Source organism: Chromatiales bacterium (assembly GCA_014762505.1).
Lineage (GTDB): Bacteria > Pseudomonadota > Gammaproteobacteria > SpSt-1174 > SpSt-1174 > SpSt-1174.
Genome location: JABURS010000041.1, coordinates 83,022 through 102,848, shown reverse-complemented (window position 1 = coordinate 102,848; position 19,827 = coordinate 83,022). Strand labels below are relative to the sequence as shown.

The following is a 19,827-nucleotide window of genomic DNA, read 5'->3' as shown; positions in this document are numbered from 1 at the left end:
GACTTTGGGCCGAAACCCGTCAACGCAACCACCCGAACCGAACATGCTGCTACCGCTGACCGCCATCATCCTGGGCTTTGCCATCGTCATCTGGAGCGCCGACCGCTTCATCGCCGGCGCCGCCGGCCTGGCCCGCAACCTCGGCGTCTCGCCCATGGTGATCGGCCTGACCATCGTCGGCTTCGGCACCTCGGCGCCGGAGATGCTGATCGCCGGCTTCTCCGCCTTTGAAGGCAGCCCGGGCATGGCCATCGGCAACGCCATCGGCTCCAACATCACCAACATCGCCCTGATCCTCGGCGTCACCGCCCTGGTCGCACCACTGGCCGTGCACTCCCAGACCCTGCGCCGGGAGATGCCGCTGCTGATCCTCATCACCCTGCTGGTGCTGGCGCTGCTGTATGACGGCGATCTCTCGCTACTCGACGGCCTCCTGCTGATGGGCGGCCTGCTGGTGGTGATGATCTGGGTGATCCGCACGGGACTCCAGTCGCGCGATACCAGCGACCCCATGGAGGCCGAATACGAGGCCGAGGTACCGGTGCTGCCCATGGGCAAGGCCGTCTTCTGGCTGGTGCTGGGGCTCGTCCTGCTGCTGGCCAGCTCGCGCCTGGCCGTCTGGGGCGCGGTGGAGGTGGCCCAGGCCCTGGGCGTGAGCGACCTCATCATCGGCCTGACCATCATCGCCATCGGCACCAGCCTGCCGGAACTGGCGGCGAGCCTAGTGAGTGCGCTGAAGAACGAGGCCGACATCGCCATCGGGAACGTTATCGGCTCCAACATGTTCAATATCCTCGGCGTACTGGCCCTGCCCGGCCTCATCGCCCCCGGCATCTTCGAGCCCGCCGTGCTCAGCCGCGACTACCCGGTGATGCTGGGTCTGACCGTCGCCCTGCTGTTGATGGCCTATGGCTTTCGCGGACCGGGGCGCATCAACCGCCTGGAAGGCGGCATACTGTTGGCCTGTTTCGTCGGCTATCAGGCGCTGCTGTTCATGAGCGTCAACCCGGGCTGAGCGGACGCCACGACATACTGGATACCAAGGACCACGACATGACCGAGATGCACCCCGACAAGCTCAAGACGCTGGCCATCGCCGTGCTGGACACCGAGGCCGACGCCGTGCGGGCGCTGCGCGACCGCGTGGACGAGGCCTTCGTCACCGCCTGCCGCCACATGCTGGCCTGCGAGGGCCGCGTGGTGATCACCGGCATGGGCAAGTCCGGCCACATCGGCGACAAGATCGCCGCCACCATGGCCAGCACCGGCACGCCCTCCTTCTTCATGCATCCGGGCGAGGCCAGCCACGGCGACCTGGGCATGATCACCCCCCGGGACGTGGTCATCGCCCTGTCGAATTCCGGCGAGACCGACGAGATCCTCACCATCGTGCCGCTGATCAAGCGCATCGGCGTGCCGCTCATCTCCATGACCGGCAACCCGAACTCCACCCTGGCCCGCGAATCCGACGTGCACATCGACATCAGCGTGGAGAAGGAGGCCTGCCCGCTGGGCCTGGCCCCCACCGCCAGCACCACCGCCACGCTCGCCATGGGCGACGCCCTGGCCGTGGCCCTGCTGGAGGCGCGCGGCTTCACCGCCGACGACTTCGCCCGCTCGCACCCGGGCGGACGCCTCGGCCGCCGCCTGTTGCTGCACGTGGGCGACATCATGCACAAGGGCGGGGAGATCCCGGCCACCCGCGAGGGCGTGATGCTGGCCGAGGCCCTGCTCGAGATCACCCGCAAGGGCCTGGGCATGACCACCGTGACCGACGAGGCCGGCAAGCTGCTCGGCGTCTTCACCGACGGCGACCTGCGCCGCGTGCTCGACCACGGCATCGACGTGCACGGCACCAGCGTGGGCGAACTGATGACGCGCGACTGCCGCACGGCCCGCGAATCCATGCTCGCCGTGGAGGCCCTGCACATGATGGAGGAGAACCGCATCAACGCCCTGCCCGTCGTCGACGAGACGGGCCGGCTGATCGGCGCCCTCAACATGCACGACCTGCTGCGCGCCGGCGTGGTCTGAGACGACGGGAGACGACATGCAGGACATCATCGACAAGGCCCGCCAGATCCGGCTCGTCATCTTCGACGTGGACGGCGTGCTCACCGACGGCAGCCTGTTCATCGGTGACGACGGCCAGGAATACAAGGCCTTCAACTCCAAGGACGGCCACGGCCTGCGCATGCTGCAGGATTCCGGTGTGGAGGTCGGCATCCTCACCGGGCGCCAGTCCAACGTGGTCAAGCTGCGCATGCAGGATCTCGGCATCGAGCGCGTGCTGCAGGGCCACCGCGAGAAGCTGCCCGCCTTCGAGCAGCTGCGCGAACAGACCGGCCTGCCGCCCGAGCAGATCGCCTATGTGGGCGACGACATCGTCGACCTGCCGGTGATGACCCGCGTGGGACTGGCCATCGCCGTGGGCGATGCCCACCACCTGGTACAGCGTCACGCCCACTGGACCACCGCCAATCCGGGCGGCCGCGGCGCCGCCCGCGAGGTCTGCGAGCTCATCATGGAGGCCCAGGGCACGCTGGATGCAGCCCTCGACCGCTACCTGCAATGATCACGCGCCGCGCCACACTCATCCTGCTGCTGGCCCTGATCGCCACGGGCAGCTGGTGGATGCAGCGCGAAATCGACCAGCGCCCCGAGCTGGTACAGACCCTGTCGGCAGAGATCCCGGGGTTCGACGGCCTGGAGGCACCCTCCCCCCTCACCCTGGTGGACGAGTCGCCGGAGGCACGGGCCGCCCGGCTGCTGAGCGCCGGCTACAGCGAGGTGACCACCCCCGTGATCCACATGCACGAGCCCCGACTGCCGCCCCTGCGCCTGGAATCGGAGACCGGCTGGATCGCGCGCAGCGGCGACGAGGTGCGCCTGCTCGGCGAGGTCACCATGGACCGCCCGGGGGAGCACCCGGACGGCCCGCTGCACCTGGTCACGCGGGACCTGACGGTCTTCCCGCAGCGCCAGCACGCCGAGACAGAGGCCCACGCGGTTGCCACGGCCCCGGGTTACAGGATAGAAGGCATAGGCATGCGCATGGACCTGGATGAACAGACCGTCTTGCTACTGTCGGAGGTGAGAGGCCGCCATGAGCCCCGTCAGGAACCCTAGCCTCTCCTGCCACCTGCTGGCCGGCCTCGCCCTGGCCCTGCTGCTGGGCAGCGGTGCTGCCATGGCCCGCAGCGGCGACACCCAGAAGCCGGTGCATGTCACCGCCGACCGCGCCGCACTGCGCGAACGTGCCGGCACCAGCCGTTACCAGGGCAATGTGATCATCACCCAGGGCAGCATGCGCATCACCGCCGACGACGTCGAGGTGTACTCACCGAACAAGACCCTGCAGACCGTGGTCGCCCGGGGGCAGCGCGCCACCTTCGACCAGACCATGGACGACGGCCGCGAGGTCCACGCCGAGGCCCTGCAGATGACCTATGATGCCCGCACCCGCACCATGCTGCTGGAGGGCGAGGCCTTCCTCATCCAGGCCGGCAACCGTCTCGACAGTGCGCGCATCGAATACGACCTGAAGACCGAACAGGTACTGGCCGGCACGCAGGCGCCGAACGAACGGGTGGAGATCATCTACCACCCGGAAGAGACGCCGGCCGGGGACGCGCCCACGGGGGAACCTGCGCCATGAGCCGCCTGGGTGCCGACGACCTGAAAAAGCGCTACCGTGGCCGCGTCATCCTCGACGGGGTCTCCTTCCACGTCGACAGCGGCGAGGTGGTGGGGCTGCTCGGCCCCAATGGCGCCGGCAAGACCACCTCCTTCTACATGGTGGTGGGCCTGGTGCCCTGCGACGAAGGCAGTATCACCCTCGATGACCAGGACCTCACCCGGCTCCCCATGCACGGGCGCGCGCGCCTGGGTGTGGGTTACCTGCCGCAGGAGGCCTCGGTGTTTCGCAGCCTCACGGTGGCGCAGAACATCATGGCCGTGCTGGAGACGCGCCGGGAGCTCAGCCGCCAGGACCGCGAGGACAAGCTCAACGGCCTGCTCTACGAACTGCAGATCAGCCACCTGCGTGACAGCCAGGGCATGAGCCTGTCGGGCGGCGAGCGCCGGCGCGTGGAGATCGGGCGGGCCCTGGCCATGGAACCCGCCTTCATCCTGCTCGACGAGCCCTTCGCCGGCGTGGACCCCATCTCGGTACTGGACATCCAGCGCATCGTCGCCCACCTCACCGAGCGCAACATCGGCGTGCTCATCACCGACCACAACGTGCGCGAGACCCTGGGCATCTGCGACCGCGCCTACATCCTCAGCAATGGCCAGATCATCGCCGACGGCGCCCCCGAGGCGATCCTGGCGGATCCCCAGGTACGCAAGGTGTATCTCGGCGAACACTTCCGGCTGTAGAAACGGCTGCCATCCGCGGGCCGATCTACCCTATAATTCCCATGGAATGACCAGAAACCCCGCATACCCCAGGGCCCGGGCCCGGCTGGAACAACTCCTGCATGTCGTACCGATATGCAGTAGAATCCGCGCCAGTTCATCAGCCCACAGACACCTTCCCCGATGCTGAAACCCTCGGTCCAGCTCCGTCTCGGTCAGCAGCTGACCATGACCCCGCAACTGCAGCAGGCCATCCGCCTGCTGCAGCTGTCGACGCTGGAGCTGCAGGCCCAGATCCAGGAGACCCTGGAACAGAACCCCATGCTCGAGACAGCCGACGACGGGGTCGACGACGGGGATTACGACGAGGAAGGCTACGAGGCCCCCGCGCGCGAGGGCGCGGAGGCAGGGCGCGAGACCGGGGCCGAGGACGCCACGCCGACGGGCAGCGAGGCGGAGTACGAGCGCGGCGCACAGGACCAGGAGCACATCCCGGAAGACCTGCCGGTGGACACCCAGTGGGACGACATCTACGACATCCCCGCCCCGCACACCGGCAGCGCCCCGGATGACGGCCGTGACATCTTCGAGAACCAGAGCGGCGGGGAGGAGACCCTGCAGGAACACCTCGCCTGGCAGCTCGACCTGACGACGATGAGCGACGTGGACCGCGCCATCGCCGCGGCCATCGTCGACGCCATCGGCGAGGACGGCTATCTCGGCGAACCCATCGAGTCCATCCACGCCAGCCTCGCCGACGACCTGGACGTGGAGCTCGACGAGGTGATGGCCGTGCTGCACCTGATCCAGCAGCTCGACCCGCAGGGCTGCGGCGCAGCCGACCTGCGCGACTGCCTCGGCATCCAGCTCGACCACCTGCCGCCCGACACCCCCTGGCTGGCGGAGGCCCGGGTGCTGGTCCGCGATTTTCTCGAACTTCTGGGCAATCGCGACTACAAACAGATCATGCGCAAGATGAAACTCGACGAGGGGCAGCTGCAGCAGGTGATCGGCCTGATCCAGACCCTCAACCCGCGGCCGGGCGAAGTCGTCACCGCCTCGCGGGCCGAGTATATCGTGCCGGACGTGTTCGTACGCCGCCACAACGGCAGCTGGCAGGTGGAACTCAACCCGGACATCGCCCCGCGTTTGCGCATCAACCAGCTCTATGCGAGCCTGATCAAGCGCGCGGACCAGAGTGCCGACAACACCTATCTCAAGGAAAACCTGCAGGAGGCCCGCTGGTTCATCAAGAGCCTGCAGAGCCGCAACGAGACCCTGCTGCGGGTGGCCACGGCCATCGTCGAACGCCAGCGCGGTTTTCTCGAATACGGCGACGAGGCCATGAAACCACTGGTGCTGCGTGACATCGCCGAACAGCTCGACATGCACGAGTCGACCATCTCGCGCGTGACCACGCAAAAATACATGCACACGCCTCGCGGGATCTACGAGTTCAAGTACTTCTTCTCCAGCCATGTGGCGACGGCCGACGGCGGCGAATGTTCCGCCACCGCCATCCGCGCCATGATTCGCAAGCTCATCGAGGAAGAAAATCCGGCCAAGCCCCTGAGCGACAGCAAGCTCGCCGCCATCCTGGTGGAACGCGGTATCAATGTCGCCCGGCGCACGGTCGCGAAATACCGGGAGGCCATGACGATCCCGCCCAGCAATGAGCGCAAGCGCCTGGCCTGATCCATTCACAGCAAACGGAGTCCTATACCATGCAAATTCATCTGACCGGTCATCACGTCGACATCACCGAACCGCTGCGCGACTACGTCAACGAAAAGATGGACCGCCTCGAGCGCCACTTCGACAACGTGATCGACGTGAACGTCGTGCTCGAAGTCGAAAAACAGCGCCACAAGGCCGAAGGCACCCTGCTGCTCTCCGGGAACAGAATCCATGCCGAGGCCGTCGAAGAGGACATGTACGCCGCCATCGATGCCCTGATCGACAAGCTGGACCGTCAGGTGGTGAAGCACAAGGAAAAGGTCACGGATCATCACCGCAGCGAAGGCTCCATCAAGACGCAAGCCGAGTGAGGTTGCAACAGCAAGCTTATGAACATCGAGGCCCTACTCAGTCCCGAACGCGTGCAGTGCCACACGGCATCGACCAGCAAGAAGCGCGCGCTGGAGAAGCTCAGTGAGCTGCTGGCCAGCGGTACCGATGGTCTCACCGCCAGCGAGATCTTCGACAGCCTGCTGAGCCGCGAGCGGCTCGGCAGCACCGGCCTGGGGCATGGCGTTGCCATCCCCCACGGCCGGACGGCCGGCACCAGCAAGGCCGTGGCTGCCCTGGTCACGCTGGATGGCGGCGTGGACTACGACGCCCCCGACCACAAGCCGGTGGACATCCTGTTCGCCCTGGTGGTGCCGGAGGCCAGCACCGACGAACACCTGCAGACGCTGGCCCAGCTCGCGCAGATGTTCAGTGACGAAAAGATGACCGGAGACATCCGTGACTGCCGCGATGCGCACTGCCTGCTGTCGCTGATCGGCAAATGGGAAGCACGTCAGGCGGCCTGATTCGCATGTCCCAGCCACTCACCGTCCGCTCCCTCTTCGATGCCATGCGCTCGGGGCTGGAGCTGGAGTGGCTGGCCGGCAGGCGTGGCGCGCAACGCACCATCAAGCGGGATCTCGCCCGCCGCGGTGGCCCCTCCCTGCTCGGCCATCTCAACCTCATCCATGCCAACCAGGTGCAGGTGGTGGGCCAGCGCGAGCTCGACTACCTCAGCCGCCTGCAGGGTGATGCCCGCCACGACGCCCTGGATCTACTGTTCAACGGGGATGCTCTGGCCATCGTGGTCTCGGACCAGGGAGAGGTACCCGAAGACCTGCTCAGACTCGGCGACGAGCACAACACACCGATCTTTCGCTCGCCACGCTCCAGCCACGAAATCATCAACATCCTGCGCTACTTCTTCACCAACCGGCTCGCCGAGCAGACCACCATCCACGGCGTGTTCATGGAGGTACTCGGGATCGGCGTACTGCTGGCCGGCGGCAGCAACGTGGGCAAGAGCGAGCTGGCGCTGGACCTCATCACCCGCGGTCACCGTCTGGTTGCGGACGACGCCCCGGAGTTCGCGCGCATCGCCCCCGACATCCTGCAGGGCACCTGCCCGCCGCTGCTGCAGGGCTTCATCGAGGTGCGCGGACTGGGCGTACTCAACATCCGCTCCATGTATGGCGACAACGCCATCAAGGCGAGCAAGTACCTGCGGCTCATCATCAACCTGCAGCACTTCCGCGACCTCGATATCGATGCCATCGACCGCCTGCACGGCGACATCCGCAGCCGCAACATCCTCGGCATCGAGATCCCCGAGATCACCCTGCCGGTGGCGCCGGGCCGTAACCTCGCCGTACTGGTGGAGGTGGCCGTGCGTAACCACCTGCTGCGCATGAGCGGCTACAATGCGGGAGACGACTTCGCCCGCAAACAACAACGCCTCATCACCCAGGATCAATGAAACTCGTCATCGTCAGCGGACTGTCGGGCTCCGGCAAGACCGTCGCCCTGCATGCCCTGGAAGACCAGGGCTATTACTGTATCGACAATCTGCACCTCGGACTGGTGACGGCCGTGGTGCAGCAGCTCATGAGTCCGCGCCTGAAACTCTACGACCGCGCGGCCGTGGGCATCGACGCCCGCAGCGGCGTGGACGAACTCGAGCGTTTCCCGCAGATCCTGGCCGAACTGCGGACCATGGGCATCGACGTGCAGGTGGTCTATTTCCAGGCCGAGATCAACACCCTGCTCAAACGCTTCAGCGAGACCCGGCGCAAGCACCCGCTGGCCCGCAAGGGCATCCCCCTGATCGAGGCCATACAGGTCGAAAAGACCCTGCTCGGGCAGGTCGCCAACGAGGCCGACCTGATCATCGACACCACCCGTACCAATGTCCACGAACTCACGGCGATGGTGCGCGAGCGCGTTGCCGGTAGCAATGACGGTGCACTGTCTTTATTATTCCAGTCCTTCGGCTACAAGCACGGGGCCCCGGCCGACTCGGACTACGTCTTCGACATCCGTTGCCTGCCCAACCCGCACTGGGAGCCGAGGCTCCGGCAACAGACCGGTCGCGACCCCGGGGTGGTGGAATACCTCGAGGGTCACCCGCTGGTGGAAGAGATGTACGGCATGCTGCGCGACTTCCTCGAGACCTGGATTCCGCGCTTCGTCGCCGAGAACCGCTGCTACCTGACGGTCTCGGTCGGCTGCACCGGGGGGCAACACCGCTCGGTTTACATGGTAGAACGGCTGGCCCGGCATTTCCGGCAACGCCCGGAGAACGACGTCAGCACCAGACACCGCGAACTCTCCTGAACACAGGACTCAAGATGTCGGCAGGACTACTACTGGTAACGCATAACCGCATCGGCGACGACCTGCTTGCCACCGCCACCTCCATGCTCGGCTCTCACCCGCTGCCGGCAGCTGCGCTGGCGGTCTCGCAGAATGACGATCCCGACGAGGTACTGGCCCGGGCGCTGGCCATGTGCGAACAGCTCGACAGCGGCGAGGGCGTGCTGGTGATCACCGACATGTTCGGCTCCACGCCGAGCAACATCGCCACCCGCCTGATGCGGCGCACCCACATCCGCGTGGTGGCGGGACTCAACCTGCCCATGCTGGTACGCGTGTTCAACTACGCCCAGCTTCCCCTCGATCAACTGAGCGACAAGGCCATTAGCGGAGGCCACGACGGCATCATGCTGGCCGACGCCGACAACACCTGAGCCTCACCCGCATGCCCAGCAGACAGGTCAACATCATCAACAAGCTAGGCATGCACGCACGTGCCGCTGCCAAGTTCGTCAACCTCGCCTCCACCTTCGACAGCGAGGTCGAGATCGAGAAAGGCACCCGTCGCGTCAACGGCAAGAGCATCATGGGCGTCATGATGCTGGCCGCCGCCAGGGGCAGCCAGATCACCATCCACGCCGATGGCGCCGACGCCGAGCAGGCCCTGGCCGATCTCGAGGCCCTCATCAACAACCGCTTCGGCGAGGACGAATAACCCGCAACAGCCCCATGCCGTCTATCCTCAGGGAAACCCCCGAGGATGACATGGCATGACGCTGCTGCTCACCGGTACCGGAGTCTCACCGGGCATCGCCATGGGCAAGGCCCATGTGCTGCGCCGTGGCCGGCCGGACGTGCTCGAATACGCCATTCCCCGCCAGCACCTCGCCGACGAGGTCGCCCGCTTTCGCCGGGCGCTGGACAGCGTCACCGCACAGCTGCGCGACATCCAGCGCCACATCCCCGCCAACGCCCCGCGCGATGTGGCCGGTTTCATCGATACCCACCTGCTCATGCTCAGGGACCGGCTGCTGGCCGAAGACACCATCACCCTGATCCGCGAGCGCCAGTGCAACGCCGAATGGGCGCTGAAGATCCAGCAGGACAACATCGTCAGCGTCTTCGACGCGATGGAGGACGCCTACCTGCGCACCCGGCGCGATGACGTCGCCTACGTGATCGAGCGCCTGCAGCGCACCCTGCTCGAGGACGAGGGCGGCGTCCCGCCGCGCCGCAACCTGCGCGGCCGCGTGGTGGTGGCCGACGACCTGTCACCTGCCGACATGGTGCTGCTGCAGGAAGCGCAGATTGCCGGCTTCGTCACCGACGCCGGCGGCCCGCTCTCGCATACCGCCATCATGGCGCGCGGGCTCGGCATCCCGGCCGTGGTCGGCGCCCACACCGCCAGCAGCCTGCTGCACGATGGCGAGGACCTGATCATCGACGGCGACACCGGCATGGTGCTGGCCGGAGCGGACGGCCGCCTGTCACGCCATTACCGGCAGCAGCAGAAGGCGGCCCGGCAGCATGCCCGCGCCCTGCGTGCCCTGGCCGACACCCCCGCCTGCACGCGCGACGGCCAGGCCATCCAGCTCATGGCCAACGTCGAACTGGCCGAGGACCTGCGCGCCCTGCGCCACGCCGGCGCCGACGGGGTGGGGCTTTATCGCACCGAGTACCTGTTTCTCAACCGGACCGAACCGCCCAGCGAGGAAGAGCAACTGCGTCACTACCGACGCCTGGTGAACGCGAGCCAGGGGCGCCCCGTCACCATCCGCACCGTGGACCTCGGGGCGGACAAGCTGGATCTCGACGGAGCGGGGCAGGCGCTGAATCCCGCCCTCGGCCTGCGCGCCATCCGTCGCAGCCTGAAGGAACCCGAGGTCTTCCTGGTGCAGCTGCGCGCCATCCTGCGCGCCTCTCACCAGGGCCCGGTACGCATCATGCTGCCCATGCTCACCTCGCCCGCCGAACTCGATCAGGCCCTGGAGCTGCTGGAGCACGCCAAGCGCCAGCTCAAGCGGGAGCGTCGGCGCTTCGATGCCGAGATCCCCGTCGGCGGCATGATCGAGACACCGGCCGCCGCCCTGCTCAGCGAACACTTCGCCCGTCAGCTCGACTTCCTCTCCATCGGCACCAACGACCTCATCCAGTACACTCTGGCCATCGATCGTCTGGATGAGTCCGTCACCTACCTCTACGACCCGCTGCACCCGGCCGTGTTGCGCCTGATCACCCTGACCATCGAGGCCGGCCAGCGGGTGGCCACACCGGTGGCCATGTGCGGCGAGATGGCCGGCGACCTGCGCCTCACCCGCCTGCTCCTGGGAATGGGACTCACCGAGTTCAGCGTGCGGCCCAACATGCTCGGCGAGATCAAGCGCCGTATCCTGGATACCGACCTGGGGGCACTGCGCCCGCTGATGCAACAGCTCGATACCGCCTACACGGAACCGGCCGTGGCCGAACTGGTGACGCGACTCAACGCCCTGTAGGCCGTGATGCGCAAAAACGCGCATCACGCGATTTTTTAGCCCGCCCCGCCCTGATACACTGGGGCGACCATCCCCATCACCCCATGCCGGCTGCAGACCAGATGAGCGAAGAACTGCGCGAAGACAGTGGCGACCGCCTGCAGGCCCTCACGGAGGCCCTGCAGTCGGGTACGCTGAGCAAGGTCCGGCGCATGCTCAATGCCCTGCATGCCGCCGAGATCGCGCATCTCATCGAGTCCCTGCCGCCTTCCCAGCGCGAGTTCGTCTGGGAGCTGGTGGAGCCCGAGAACCGCGGCGAGACCCTGGTGCACGTGGGCGACGAGGTCCGGGCCGGCCTGATCGACGCCATGGAGCCGCACGAGCTGCTCGCCGCCGCCGGCACGCTGGACACCGACGACCTCGCCGACCTCATCCAGGACCTGCCGGGCACCGTCATCGGCGAGGTCCTGCGGTCCATGGACAAGGCCGACCGCGACCGCCTGGAACAGGTGCTGTTCTACGACGAGGACACCGCCGGCGGCCTGATGAACGTCGACACGGTGACCGTGCGCGCCGACGTCACCCTGGACGTGGTGCTGCGTTACCTGCGCCGCCGTGGCGAGGTGCCGGAGGATACCGACAGCCTCATCGTGGTCAATCGCGACGAGATGTACCGCGGCATGCTGCCGCTCACCGTCCTGCTCACCGCCGAGCTGGACCACACCGTAGCCGAGGTCATGGACAGCTCGCGCGAGGCGATCCCCGCCGCCATGCCGGCCACCGACGTGGCCAAGCGCTTCCAGGACCGCGACCTGATCTCGGCGGCCGTGGTGAACGACGACGGCCGGCTGCTCGGCCGCATCACCATCGATGACGTGGTCGACGTCATCCGTGACCAGGCCGACCACTCCGTGATGAGCATGGCCGGCCTCAACGAGGAAGACGACATCTTCGCCCCCGTGATGGCCAGCGCGAAGCGCCGCGCCTTCTGGCTCGGCACCAACCTCATCACCGCCTTCCTCGCCTCCTGGGTCATCGGCCAGTTCCAGGGCACGCTCGAAAAGGTGGTGGCACTGGCCGTACTCATGCCCATCGTCGCCAGCATGGGCGGCATCGCCGGCAGCCAGACCCTCACCCTGGTGATCCGCGGCCTGGCGCTCGGCCAGGTCGGCAAGACCAACACCCGCTGGCTGATGACCAAGGAACTCATGGTCGGCGCGATCAACGGCCTCACCTGGGCTGCCATCGTCGCCATCGTCGCCGTCATCTGGTTCGGCGACTGGCAGATTGGCGGCATCATCGCCATTGCCCTGGTGCTCAACCTGATCGCCGCGGCCCTTGCCGGCGTCACCATCCCCGTGATCATGAAACGCTTCGGCATCGACCCCGCGCTGGCCGGTTCCGTGGTGCTCACCACCGTCACCGACGTGGTCGGCTTCCTCGCCTTCCTCGGCCTCGCCACCCTGCTCCTCATCTGAATGCCGGGAGTAGTCATGACGTTGCGAACCTCTGGGGTATACTGACGCCATGTCCGATGACAACAACAAGAACACGCGCAGCAAGGGCGACCAGGTCCGTCACCTGATCGTCGAGACCGCCAACCGGCTGTTCTACGAGGGTGGCTATAACCACACCTCCTTCACCGACATCGTCGACGCCACGGACGTGCAGCGTGGCAACATCTATTACTACTTCAAGACCAAGGACGATATCCTGCGCGCCGTCATCGATCACCGACTCGAGGTGATCACCGACATGCTCAACGGCTGGAATCGCGAGGAAAAGGACCCGCGGGTCCGGCTGCGCAACTTTGCCCGCATGCTGCTGGAGAACAGCAACGACCTGACCCGCTTCGGCTGCCCCATGGGCACCATCAATGCCGAACTCGGCAAGGGCCAGCGCGACCTGCAGCGCATCACGCGCGCCATGTTCGATACCTTCCGCGACTGGCTGATCGCACAATACCGGCAACTGGGCGCCAACTCGCGGCTGGCCGACGAACTCGCCATGGAGACCCTGGCCCGCGCCCAGGGCATTACCATGGTGGCGCATGTCTACGAGGACGGGGACGTCATCGAGCGCGAAATACCCAAATTCGAGGCCTGGCTGCGCAAGACGACGGACGCCATCAAATAGCGATTGTCGCCGAGTACCAGGTAACGACAAAGGGGCCCGAAGGCCCCTTTGTCGTTTACGCCGAATACGATCAGGCAGCTGCCGGCTTGCGGCGGCGCGTCTTCTTGCGGCGCGTGCGCGACTTCTTCGCCAGCGCCTTCTCGGCCGCCTTCATCACCTTGTCCATGCCCTTCTGGACCAGCTTGTGGCGGGCCTCGGCCGCCTTTGCCTCGACCAGGCGCGCCTTGGCGGCATCGTATTCCGCACGGGCAGCATGCCGCTCTTCCAGGATGGCGTTACGCGCATCCACGGCCTTTTGCTTGGCGGCCGGGGTTTTGGCCTTGCGCGAGCGTTCCAGCGCCTTCTTCGCCTTGTTGCCCTGCGCGTCCAGTTTGCGCTTGGCGGCATCGACATCCTTGCTCGCGGCGGTCACGGCACGCTCCACGCTGCGGGACAGATCGTCCTGCGCCTTGGCCAGGGCCTTTTCCGCATCATTCATCGCCTTGATTGCAACAACCGAACGCGGCTGTGCCTGTTTCGCTTTCTTCTTTGCTGCCATCAAAAAACTCCCGTTGTGTGCTTTTTTCAGAAAACTCGCGAAGTAGATTTAACGTGTCTCGGCCGACAAATCAACTTTGCAGCCACTGCATGAAACCAGTGCAACTGCATTCGTGTTGTTTCCTGCTGCACACTTTCGCCTCACCGGATACGTTTCTCAACGGCAATAACAGGCCGTATCTCTTCCCGGACCAACGGATGATCGATTGACTCGCCATGCCGGCCGGACGTCGACAAGGGATTGATCAGGACATGCCAAGCAAGGGATGCGCATGAGACTGACATCATCCGCACTAACGGCAGACGGCCCGTCGAACGGGCCGTCTGCGTGCAGGAAAACACCGGTACCGGATCAGCGGTTGCCGTAATCCGGTTCGGCGCTGATCCGATGAATGGCAAGGTCGGCGCCCTTGAACTCGTCCTCGTCGGACAGGCGTATGCCGACCGTCAGCCTGAGCGCGCCATAGACGACGGCACCGCCGAGGAAGCCGACAGCCACACCCATCAAGGTACCGACGAGCTGCGAGAGGAAACTCACGCCCCCCATGCCACCCAGTGCCTCCAGGCCGAAGATGCCGGCGGCAATTCCGCCCCAGGCACCGCACAAACCATGCAGCGGCCAGACGCCAAGCACGTCATCGATACGCCAGCGGTTCTGCACCAGCGTGAAGGTCCAGACGAACAATGCCCCCGCCACGAGTCCGGTGACCAGCGCACCCAGCGGGTGCATCAGGTTGGAGCCGGCGCAGACAGCAACCAGTCCGGCCAGCGGTCCGTTGTGCACGAAACCGGGATCGTTGCGACCGACGAACAGCGCGGCGAGCACACCACCGACCATGGCCATGAGCGAATTGACCGCGACCAGGCCGCTGATACCACCGACCTCCTGTGCCGACATCACGTTGAAACCGAACCAGCCGACGGTGAGTATCCAGGCACCCAGTGCGAGAAAGGGAATGCTGGAGGGCGGGTGCGCATAGATTTCGCCACCCTTGCCGTAGCGTCCCCGGCGTGGACCGAGCCACAGCACCGCCGCGAGTGCGATCCAGCCCCCCATGGCATGCACGACCACCGAGCCCGCGAAGTCGCTGAAGGGCGCGCCAAAACTCGCCTCGAGCCAGTCCTGCACACCATACATGCCGTTCCACACCAGCCCCTCGAAGAAGGGATAGACCAGCGCGACCAGGGCAAAGGTGGCGGCGAGCTGCGGATAAAAGCGTGCGCGCTCGGCAATGCCACCAGAGACGATCGCCGGGATCGCAGCGGCGAAGGTCAGCAGGAAGAAGAACTTCACCAGGGCATAGCCCGCGGCCTCGCTGAGCGAGGCCGCACCGGCAAAGAAGTCGGTCTGGTAGGCGATGGTGTAACCGATGAAGAAATAGGCGATGGTCGAGACCGAGAAGTCGGAGATGATCTTTACCAGCGCATTGACCTGATTCTTGTGCCGGACGGTACCGACCTCGAGAAAGGCGAAGCCGGCGTGCATGGCCAGCACCATGATGGCGCCGAGCAGGACGAACAAGGTATCCACAGCAGATGTCATTGCGTTATCAACCCCAGGCAATGCACCGTCATGAAGCGCGCCAGACAGATGCGCCTCTTCGTGGTGCGTTCATTGTTGGTGGGCACCGGGCAAGTCCTTGATTTATGACCGGCAGCGGTGCATGCGCACCATTCAATGCAGGAATCGCGCCATATTTTGGTGCGACCAGGGGTGGGCTAGGCGAAATGCCGGCGATTACGCCAGTTGTTCAGCAGGAAGATGGCGGTGGGATGACCGCCCGTCGCGGCCCGTTCGTACCAGTGACGTGCCTGGGCCTCGTCGACCGGCAGGCCGAAGAGCCCGCGGCGCAGGGACTCGGCCAGGCGGAACTGCGCCTCGGGATCGCCGCCGAAGGCCGCGCGGGAGAGCGTCTCGAACCGGTCACCGGGCTGGGGATGATAGGGGCCCGACATGGTTGGCCGTCCTGGTGCGACGGACCGGATCAGGTCCTGGGGAGGGTGACGCCGCGCTGGCCCTGGTACTTGCCACCGCGATCGCGGTAGGAGGTATCGCATTCCTCGTCGGACTCGAGGAACAGCATCTGCGCCACGCCCTCGTTGGCGTAGATCTTGGCGGGCAACGGCGTGGTATTGGAGAACTCCAGGGTCACGTGCCCTTCCCACTCCGGTTCCAGCGGCGTGACATTGACGATGATGCCGCAGCGCGCATAGGTGGACTTGCCCAGGCAGATGGTCAGCACGCTGCGCGGGATGCGGAAGTACTCCACGGTACGCGCCAGGGCGAAGGAGTTCGGCGGGATGATGCACACGTCGGACTTCACGTCGACGAAACTCTTCTCGTCGAAGGCCTTGGGATCGACGATGGAGGAGTTGATGTTGGTGAAGATCTTGAACTCGTCGGCACAGCGCACGTCGTAGCCGTAGCTGGAGGTGCCGTAGGAGACGATGCGCTCCTCGCCGGCATGACGCACCTGACCGGCCTCGAAGGGCTCGATCATGCCCTGCTCTTCCGCCATGCGACGGATCCACTTGTCGGACTTGATACTCATGCTGACGTCACGCTCCACGCTCGTGCCGGCCGGTCGCGGCCGCGAAGCGCGCCAGTATAGCGCGCCCCGCGGCCGGCTTTAAGTCCAGGCTAGTTGTTCTGGATGACGATGTTCGGGAACTTGGAGCTGTAGTCCCGGGCCTTGAGCGCGAGCCTGGCGGCCATGCGCCGGGCGATCTCGCGGTAGATCTCGGTGATGCGGCTGTCGGGCTGGGCCACCACGGTGGGCTTGCCGCTGTCGGCCTCCTCGCGGATGTGGATGTCCAGCGGCAGCGCGCCGAGGAAGTCCACGCCGTAGTCGTCCGACATCTTCTGCCCGCCGCCCTCGCCGAAGATGTGCTCCTCGTGGCCGCACTTGGAGCAGATGTGGATGCTCATGTTCTCGACGATACCGAGGATCGGCACCTCCACCTTCTCGAACATCTTCAGGCCCTTGCGCGCGTCCAGCAGGGCGATGTCCTGGGGGGTGGTGACGATCACGGCACCGCTCACCGGGATGCGCTGGGCCAGGGTGAGCTGGATGTCGCCGGTGCCCGGGGGCATGTCGATGATGAGGTAGTCGAGCTCGCGCCAGCGGGTATCGTTGAGGAGCTGCTCCAGGGCCTGGGTGACCATGGGGCCGCGCCAGATCATCGGCGTGTCCTCGTCGATGAGGAAACCGATGGACATGGCCTGCACGCCGTAGGCCTCCATCGGCTCCAGGCTCTTGCCGTCCTTGGATTCCGGCTTGCCGTGCACGCCCAGCATGCGCGGCTGGCTGGGGCCGTAGATGTCGGCGTCGAGTATGCCGACGCTGGCGCCCTCGGCGGCCAGGGCCAGGGCCAGGTTCACCGAGGTGGTGGACTTGCCCACGCCGCCCTTGCCGGAGGCCACGGCGATGATGTTCTTGATGCCCTGCATGGGCTTGAGCCCCTTCTGCACGGCATGCGGGGTGATCTTCCAGCCCACACTCACGTCCACCCCGGCAACGCCCTTGATGGCCTCGACCTTGCGGCGCACATCGTCCGCCAGCCGCTGCTTGATGCCGTCACAGGGGTAACCGAGTTCGATCTGCACAGCCACCTTGCCGCCCTCCACGGCGATGTTCTTCACCGCGCCGGCGGAGACCAGGTCCTTTTCCAGGTAGGGATCGTCGAGCTCCCTCAGTGCCGTTTCAACCTGCAATTGCGATACGTCAGCCATGGGTTTGCGTGTCCTCTGAGAATTCGGTGTCCGCCGCATGTGGCGAGACCGCGCATTCTACACCAGGTCGGGGGTGGCGAAAAAACACAGCGCAGATGCGGTTAAGCCGCTGATACGGCGCGATTTATGGCGGAAAAGCCGCCGACCTGATAACTTATGCGGCCTTTATGACTCACCAACATCATGCCGACATGACGCAGACGCCCCGACAGATCCTGGTCACCAGCGCCCTGCCCTACGCCAACGGGCCCATCCACCTCGGCCACCTGGTGGAATACATCCAGACCGACATCTGGGTGCGCTTCCAGCGCATGCGCGGCCACCAGTGCATCTACGTCTGCGCCGACGACGCCCACGGCACGCCCATCATGCTGCGCGCCCGGCAGGACGGCATCACGCCGGAGGCGCTCATCGCCCGTGTCGGCCAGGAACACCAGGCGGACTTCGCCGACTTCCTGATCTCCTTCGACAACTACCACTCCACCCACTCGGAAGAGAACCGCGAGCTGGCGGCGATGGTGTACGAGCGGGCGCGCGAGGCCGGGCACATCGCCGTGCGCACCATCCGCCAAGCCTACGACCCCGAGGCGAAGATGTTCCTGCCCGACCGCTTCATCAAGGGCAGCTGCCCCAGGTGCGGCGCCGAGGACCAGTACGGGGATTCCTGCGAGAAGTGCGGCGCCACCTACGCGCCCACCGACCTGAAGAACCCGGTCTCCGCCATCTCCGGGGCCACCCCCATAGAGAAGGAGTCCGAGCACTACTTCTTCCGGCTGGGTGACTTCGAGGCCATGCTGCGCGACTGGATCAAGGGCGAGCAGCTGCAGCCGGAGATCCGCAACAAGCTGCGGGAATGGTTCGACACCGGCCTGCAGGACTGGGACATCTCCCGCGACGCCCCCTACTGGGGCTTCGAGATCCCGGGCGCCCCCGGCAAGTATTTCTATGTCTGGCTGGACGCCCCCATCGGCTACATGGCGAGCTTCCAGAACTACTGCGCGCGCACCGGCACGGATTTCGACGCCTACTGGGGCCCCGACTCCACGGCCGAGCTGTATCACTTCATCGGCAAGGACATCGCCTACTTCCACACCCTGTTCTGGCCGGCCATGCTCGACGCGGCGGGTCTGCGCAAGCCCACGGCCGTCTACTGCCACGGCTTTCTCACCGTCAACGGGCAGAAGATGTCCAAGTCGCGCGGCACCTTCATCATGGCGCGCAGCTACCTCAACCACCTCAACCCCGAGGCGCTGCGCTACTACTTCGCCGCCAAGCTCGGCCCGGGCGTGGACGACATCGACCTCAGCCTCGACGACTTCATGCAGCGGGTGAACAGCGACCTGGTGGGCAAGGTGGTGAACATCGCCAGCCGCTGCGCGGGCTTCATCCACAAGCAGTCCAACGGCCGGCTCGCCGACACGCTGGCCGACGAGGGGCTGTACGACAGCTTCCGTCGCAGCGCCGACGAGATCGCGCAGCGCTACGAGCGCCGCGAATACGGCCAGGCCATGCGCCAGATCATGGCCCTGGCCGACGTGGCCAACCAGTACATCGACGAGCGCAAGCCCTGGGTGCTGGCGAAAGAGGCCGGCCGCGAGGCCGAGGTACAGGCCATCTGCACCATGGGACTGAACCTGTTCCGCGTGCTCATCAGCTTCCTCAAGCCCGTGGTGCCGAAGCTCGCCGCCGACGCCGAGGCCTTCCTGGGCGCCGGCGAACTCGCCTGGGACAGCATCGGGGAGCCGCTGCTCGCCACCCGGATCAACCCGTTCAAGGCCCTCATGACCCGTATCGAGAAGGACGCCATCGACGCCATGACCGACGAATCCAAGACCACGCTGGCGGCCGCCGAGGCGGCCGCGAGCCCCACCGGCCCGCTGGCCGACGCCCCCATCGCCGCCGAGATCGCCTTCGATGACTTCGCGAAGATCGATCTGCGCGTGGCAAGAATCGTGAAGGCCGAGCACGTGGAGGGGGCCGACAAGCTCCTGCAGCTCACGCTGGACCTGGGCGGTGAGACCCGCAACGTCTTCGCCGGCATCAAGTCGGCCTATGCGCCCGAGGACCTGGAAGGCCGTCTCACCGTGATGGTGGCCAACCTCGCCCCGCGCAAGATGCGTTTCGGCCTGTCCGAGGGCATGGTGCTGGCGGCCGGCCCGGGCGGCAAGGACCTGTTCATCCTCAACCCGGACGAGGGTGCGGCCCCCGGCATGCGCGTGAAATAACGCGCTTTCCACGCTGCCTGTCGGGTTGAAGCCCCACCCGGCG

22 protein-coding genes are annotated in these 19,827 nt (G+C 65.9%); 17 read left to right on the top strand and 5 right to left on the bottom strand.

Annotation, left to right across the window (positions count from 1 at the left end):
* The first annotated feature begins 43 nt into the window (after nucleotides 1-43).
* The 16 genes from HUJ28_10125 to HUJ28_10050 all read left to right on the top strand — a co-directional run bounded on the left by HUJ28_10125 (nucleotide 44) and on the right by HUJ28_10050 (nucleotide 13,289).
* Complete coding sequence (locus HUJ28_10125) at nucleotides 44-1,015, top strand: calcium/sodium antiporter (protein ID MBD3619820.1); 972 nt, start codon at nucleotides 44-46, stop codon at nucleotides 1,013-1,015.
* Between the two features lie 38 nt (nucleotides 1,016-1,053).
* The gene (locus HUJ28_10120) at nucleotides 1,054-2,034 is read left to right on the top strand and encodes a KpsF/GutQ family sugar-phosphate isomerase (protein ID MBD3619819.1); all 981 of its coding nucleotides are present in this window, start codon (nucleotides 1,054-1,056) and stop codon (nucleotides 2,032-2,034) included.
* 16 nt (nucleotides 2,035-2,050) lie between these two features.
* Nucleotides 2,051-2,575, top strand: coding sequence for a 3-deoxy-manno-octulosonate-8-phosphatase KdsC (kdsC, locus tag HUJ28_10115; protein ID MBD3619818.1), 525 nt, complete (start codon nucleotides 2,051-2,053; stop codon nucleotides 2,573-2,575).
* The gene (gene lptC, locus HUJ28_10110) at nucleotides 2,572-3,129 is read left to right on the top strand and encodes an LPS export ABC transporter periplasmic protein LptC (protein MBD3619817.1); all 558 of its coding nucleotides are present in this window, start codon (nucleotides 2,572-2,574) and stop codon (nucleotides 3,127-3,129) included. Before kdsC ends, lptC begins: the two co-directional genes overlap by 4 nt.
* Nucleotides 3,107-3,658 carry a lipopolysaccharide transport periplasmic protein LptA gene (gene lptA / locus HUJ28_10105; protein ID MBD3619816.1) on the top strand — a complete coding sequence of 184 codons (552 nt, stop codon included), beginning with the start codon at nucleotides 3,107-3,109 and terminating at the stop codon, nucleotides 3,656-3,658. Before lptC ends, lptA begins: the two co-directional genes overlap by 23 nt.
* Nucleotides 3,655-4,380, top strand: a complete 726-nt coding sequence (lptB, locus tag HUJ28_10100; GenBank protein MBD3619815.1) for an LPS export ABC transporter ATP-binding protein — start codon at nucleotides 3,655-3,657, stop codon at nucleotides 4,378-4,380. The genes lptA and lptB overlap by 4 nt, the downstream gene beginning before the upstream one ends.
* 162 nt (nucleotides 4,381-4,542) lie before the next feature.
* Entirely contained in the window at nucleotides 4,543-6,054 is a 1,512-nt protein-coding gene (locus HUJ28_10095) for an RNA polymerase factor sigma-54 (GenBank protein MBD3619814.1), read from the top strand.
* Between the two features lie 29 nt (nucleotides 6,055-6,083).
* On the top strand, nucleotides 6,084-6,407 hold the full coding sequence (raiA, locus tag HUJ28_10090; protein MBD3619813.1) for a ribosome-associated translation inhibitor RaiA: 324 nt from the start codon (nucleotides 6,084-6,086) through the stop codon (nucleotides 6,405-6,407).
* A gap of 18 nt (nucleotides 6,408-6,425) precedes the next feature.
* Nucleotides 6,426-6,893, top strand: a complete 468-nt coding sequence (locus tag HUJ28_10085) for a PTS sugar transporter subunit IIA (protein ID MBD3619812.1) — start codon at nucleotides 6,426-6,428, stop codon at nucleotides 6,891-6,893.
* A gap of 5 nt (nucleotides 6,894-6,898) precedes the next feature.
* Nucleotides 6,899-7,843, top strand: a complete 945-nt coding sequence (hprK, locus tag HUJ28_10080; GenBank protein ID MBD3619811.1) for an HPr(Ser) kinase/phosphatase — start codon at nucleotides 6,899-6,901, stop codon at nucleotides 7,841-7,843.
* Nucleotides 7,840-8,700: an RNase adapter RapZ gene (rapZ, locus tag HUJ28_10075; protein MBD3619810.1), complete on the top strand. Its 861-nt coding sequence runs from the start codon at nucleotides 7,840-7,842 to the stop codon at nucleotides 8,698-8,700. Before hprK ends, rapZ begins: the two co-directional genes overlap by 4 nt.
* A 14-nt stretch (nucleotides 8,701-8,714) precedes the next feature.
* Nucleotides 8,715-9,113, top strand: coding sequence for a PTS fructose transporter subunit IIA (locus HUJ28_10070; GenBank protein ID MBD3619809.1), 399 nt, complete (start codon nucleotides 8,715-8,717; stop codon nucleotides 9,111-9,113).
* Between the two features lie 11 nt (nucleotides 9,114-9,124).
* The gene (locus HUJ28_10065; GenBank protein MBD3619808.1) at nucleotides 9,125-9,394 is read left to right on the top strand and encodes an HPr family phosphocarrier protein; all 270 of its coding nucleotides are present in this window, start codon (nucleotides 9,125-9,127) and stop codon (nucleotides 9,392-9,394) included.
* A gap of 55 nt (nucleotides 9,395-9,449) precedes the next feature.
* Complete coding sequence (gene ptsP / locus HUJ28_10060) at nucleotides 9,450-11,174, top strand: phosphoenolpyruvate--protein phosphotransferase (GenBank protein MBD3619807.1); 1,725 nt, start codon at nucleotides 9,450-9,452, stop codon at nucleotides 11,172-11,174.
* Nucleotides 11,175-11,275: 101 nt separating this feature from the next.
* The gene (gene mgtE, locus HUJ28_10055; protein MBD3619806.1) at nucleotides 11,276-12,631 is read left to right on the top strand and encodes a magnesium transporter; all 1,356 of its coding nucleotides are present in this window, start codon (nucleotides 11,276-11,278) and stop codon (nucleotides 12,629-12,631) included.
* Between the two features lie 49 nt (nucleotides 12,632-12,680).
* Nucleotides 12,681-13,289 carry a TetR/AcrR family transcriptional regulator gene (locus HUJ28_10050; protein MBD3619805.1) on the top strand — a complete coding sequence of 203 codons (609 nt, stop codon included), beginning with the start codon at nucleotides 12,681-12,683 and terminating at the stop codon, nucleotides 13,287-13,289.
* 70 nt (nucleotides 13,290-13,359) lie between these two features.
* Here HUJ28_10050 and HUJ28_10045 read toward each other — a convergent pair whose 3' ends face one another.
* The 5 genes from HUJ28_10045 to apbC form a co-directional block, all read right to left on the bottom strand.
* Nucleotides 13,360-13,827 (bottom strand): hypothetical protein, encoded by a 468-nt coding sequence (locus HUJ28_10045; GenBank protein ID MBD3619804.1) that lies wholly within the window; start codon nucleotides 13,825-13,827, stop codon nucleotides 13,360-13,362.
* Between the two features lie 351 nt (nucleotides 13,828-14,178).
* Nucleotides 14,179-15,369, bottom strand: coding sequence for an ammonium transporter (locus tag HUJ28_10040; GenBank protein MBD3619803.1), 1,191 nt, complete (start codon nucleotides 15,367-15,369; stop codon nucleotides 14,179-14,181).
* 176 nt (nucleotides 15,370-15,545) lie between these two features.
* Nucleotides 15,546-15,782: a sel1 repeat family protein gene (locus HUJ28_10035; protein ID MBD3619802.1), complete on the bottom strand. Its 237-nt coding sequence runs from the start codon at nucleotides 15,780-15,782 to the stop codon at nucleotides 15,546-15,548.
* 29 nt (nucleotides 15,783-15,811) lie between these two features.
* Nucleotides 15,812-16,378, bottom strand: a complete 567-nt coding sequence (locus tag HUJ28_10030) for a dCTP deaminase (GenBank protein MBD3619801.1) — start codon at nucleotides 16,376-16,378, stop codon at nucleotides 15,812-15,814.
* Between the two features lie 89 nt (nucleotides 16,379-16,467).
* Nucleotides 16,468-17,559, bottom strand: coding sequence for an iron-sulfur cluster carrier protein ApbC (gene apbC / locus HUJ28_10025; GenBank protein ID MBD3619800.1), 1,092 nt, complete (start codon nucleotides 17,557-17,559; stop codon nucleotides 16,468-16,470).
* A gap of 191 nt (nucleotides 17,560-17,750) precedes the next feature.
* Between apbC and metG the strand changes: the two genes are divergently transcribed.
* The gene (gene metG, locus HUJ28_10020) at nucleotides 17,751-19,784 is read left to right on the top strand and encodes a methionine--tRNA ligase (protein ID MBD3619799.1); all 2,034 of its coding nucleotides are present in this window, start codon (nucleotides 17,751-17,753) and stop codon (nucleotides 19,782-19,784) included.
* The last annotated feature ends 43 nt before the right edge of the window (nucleotides 19,785-19,827 follow it).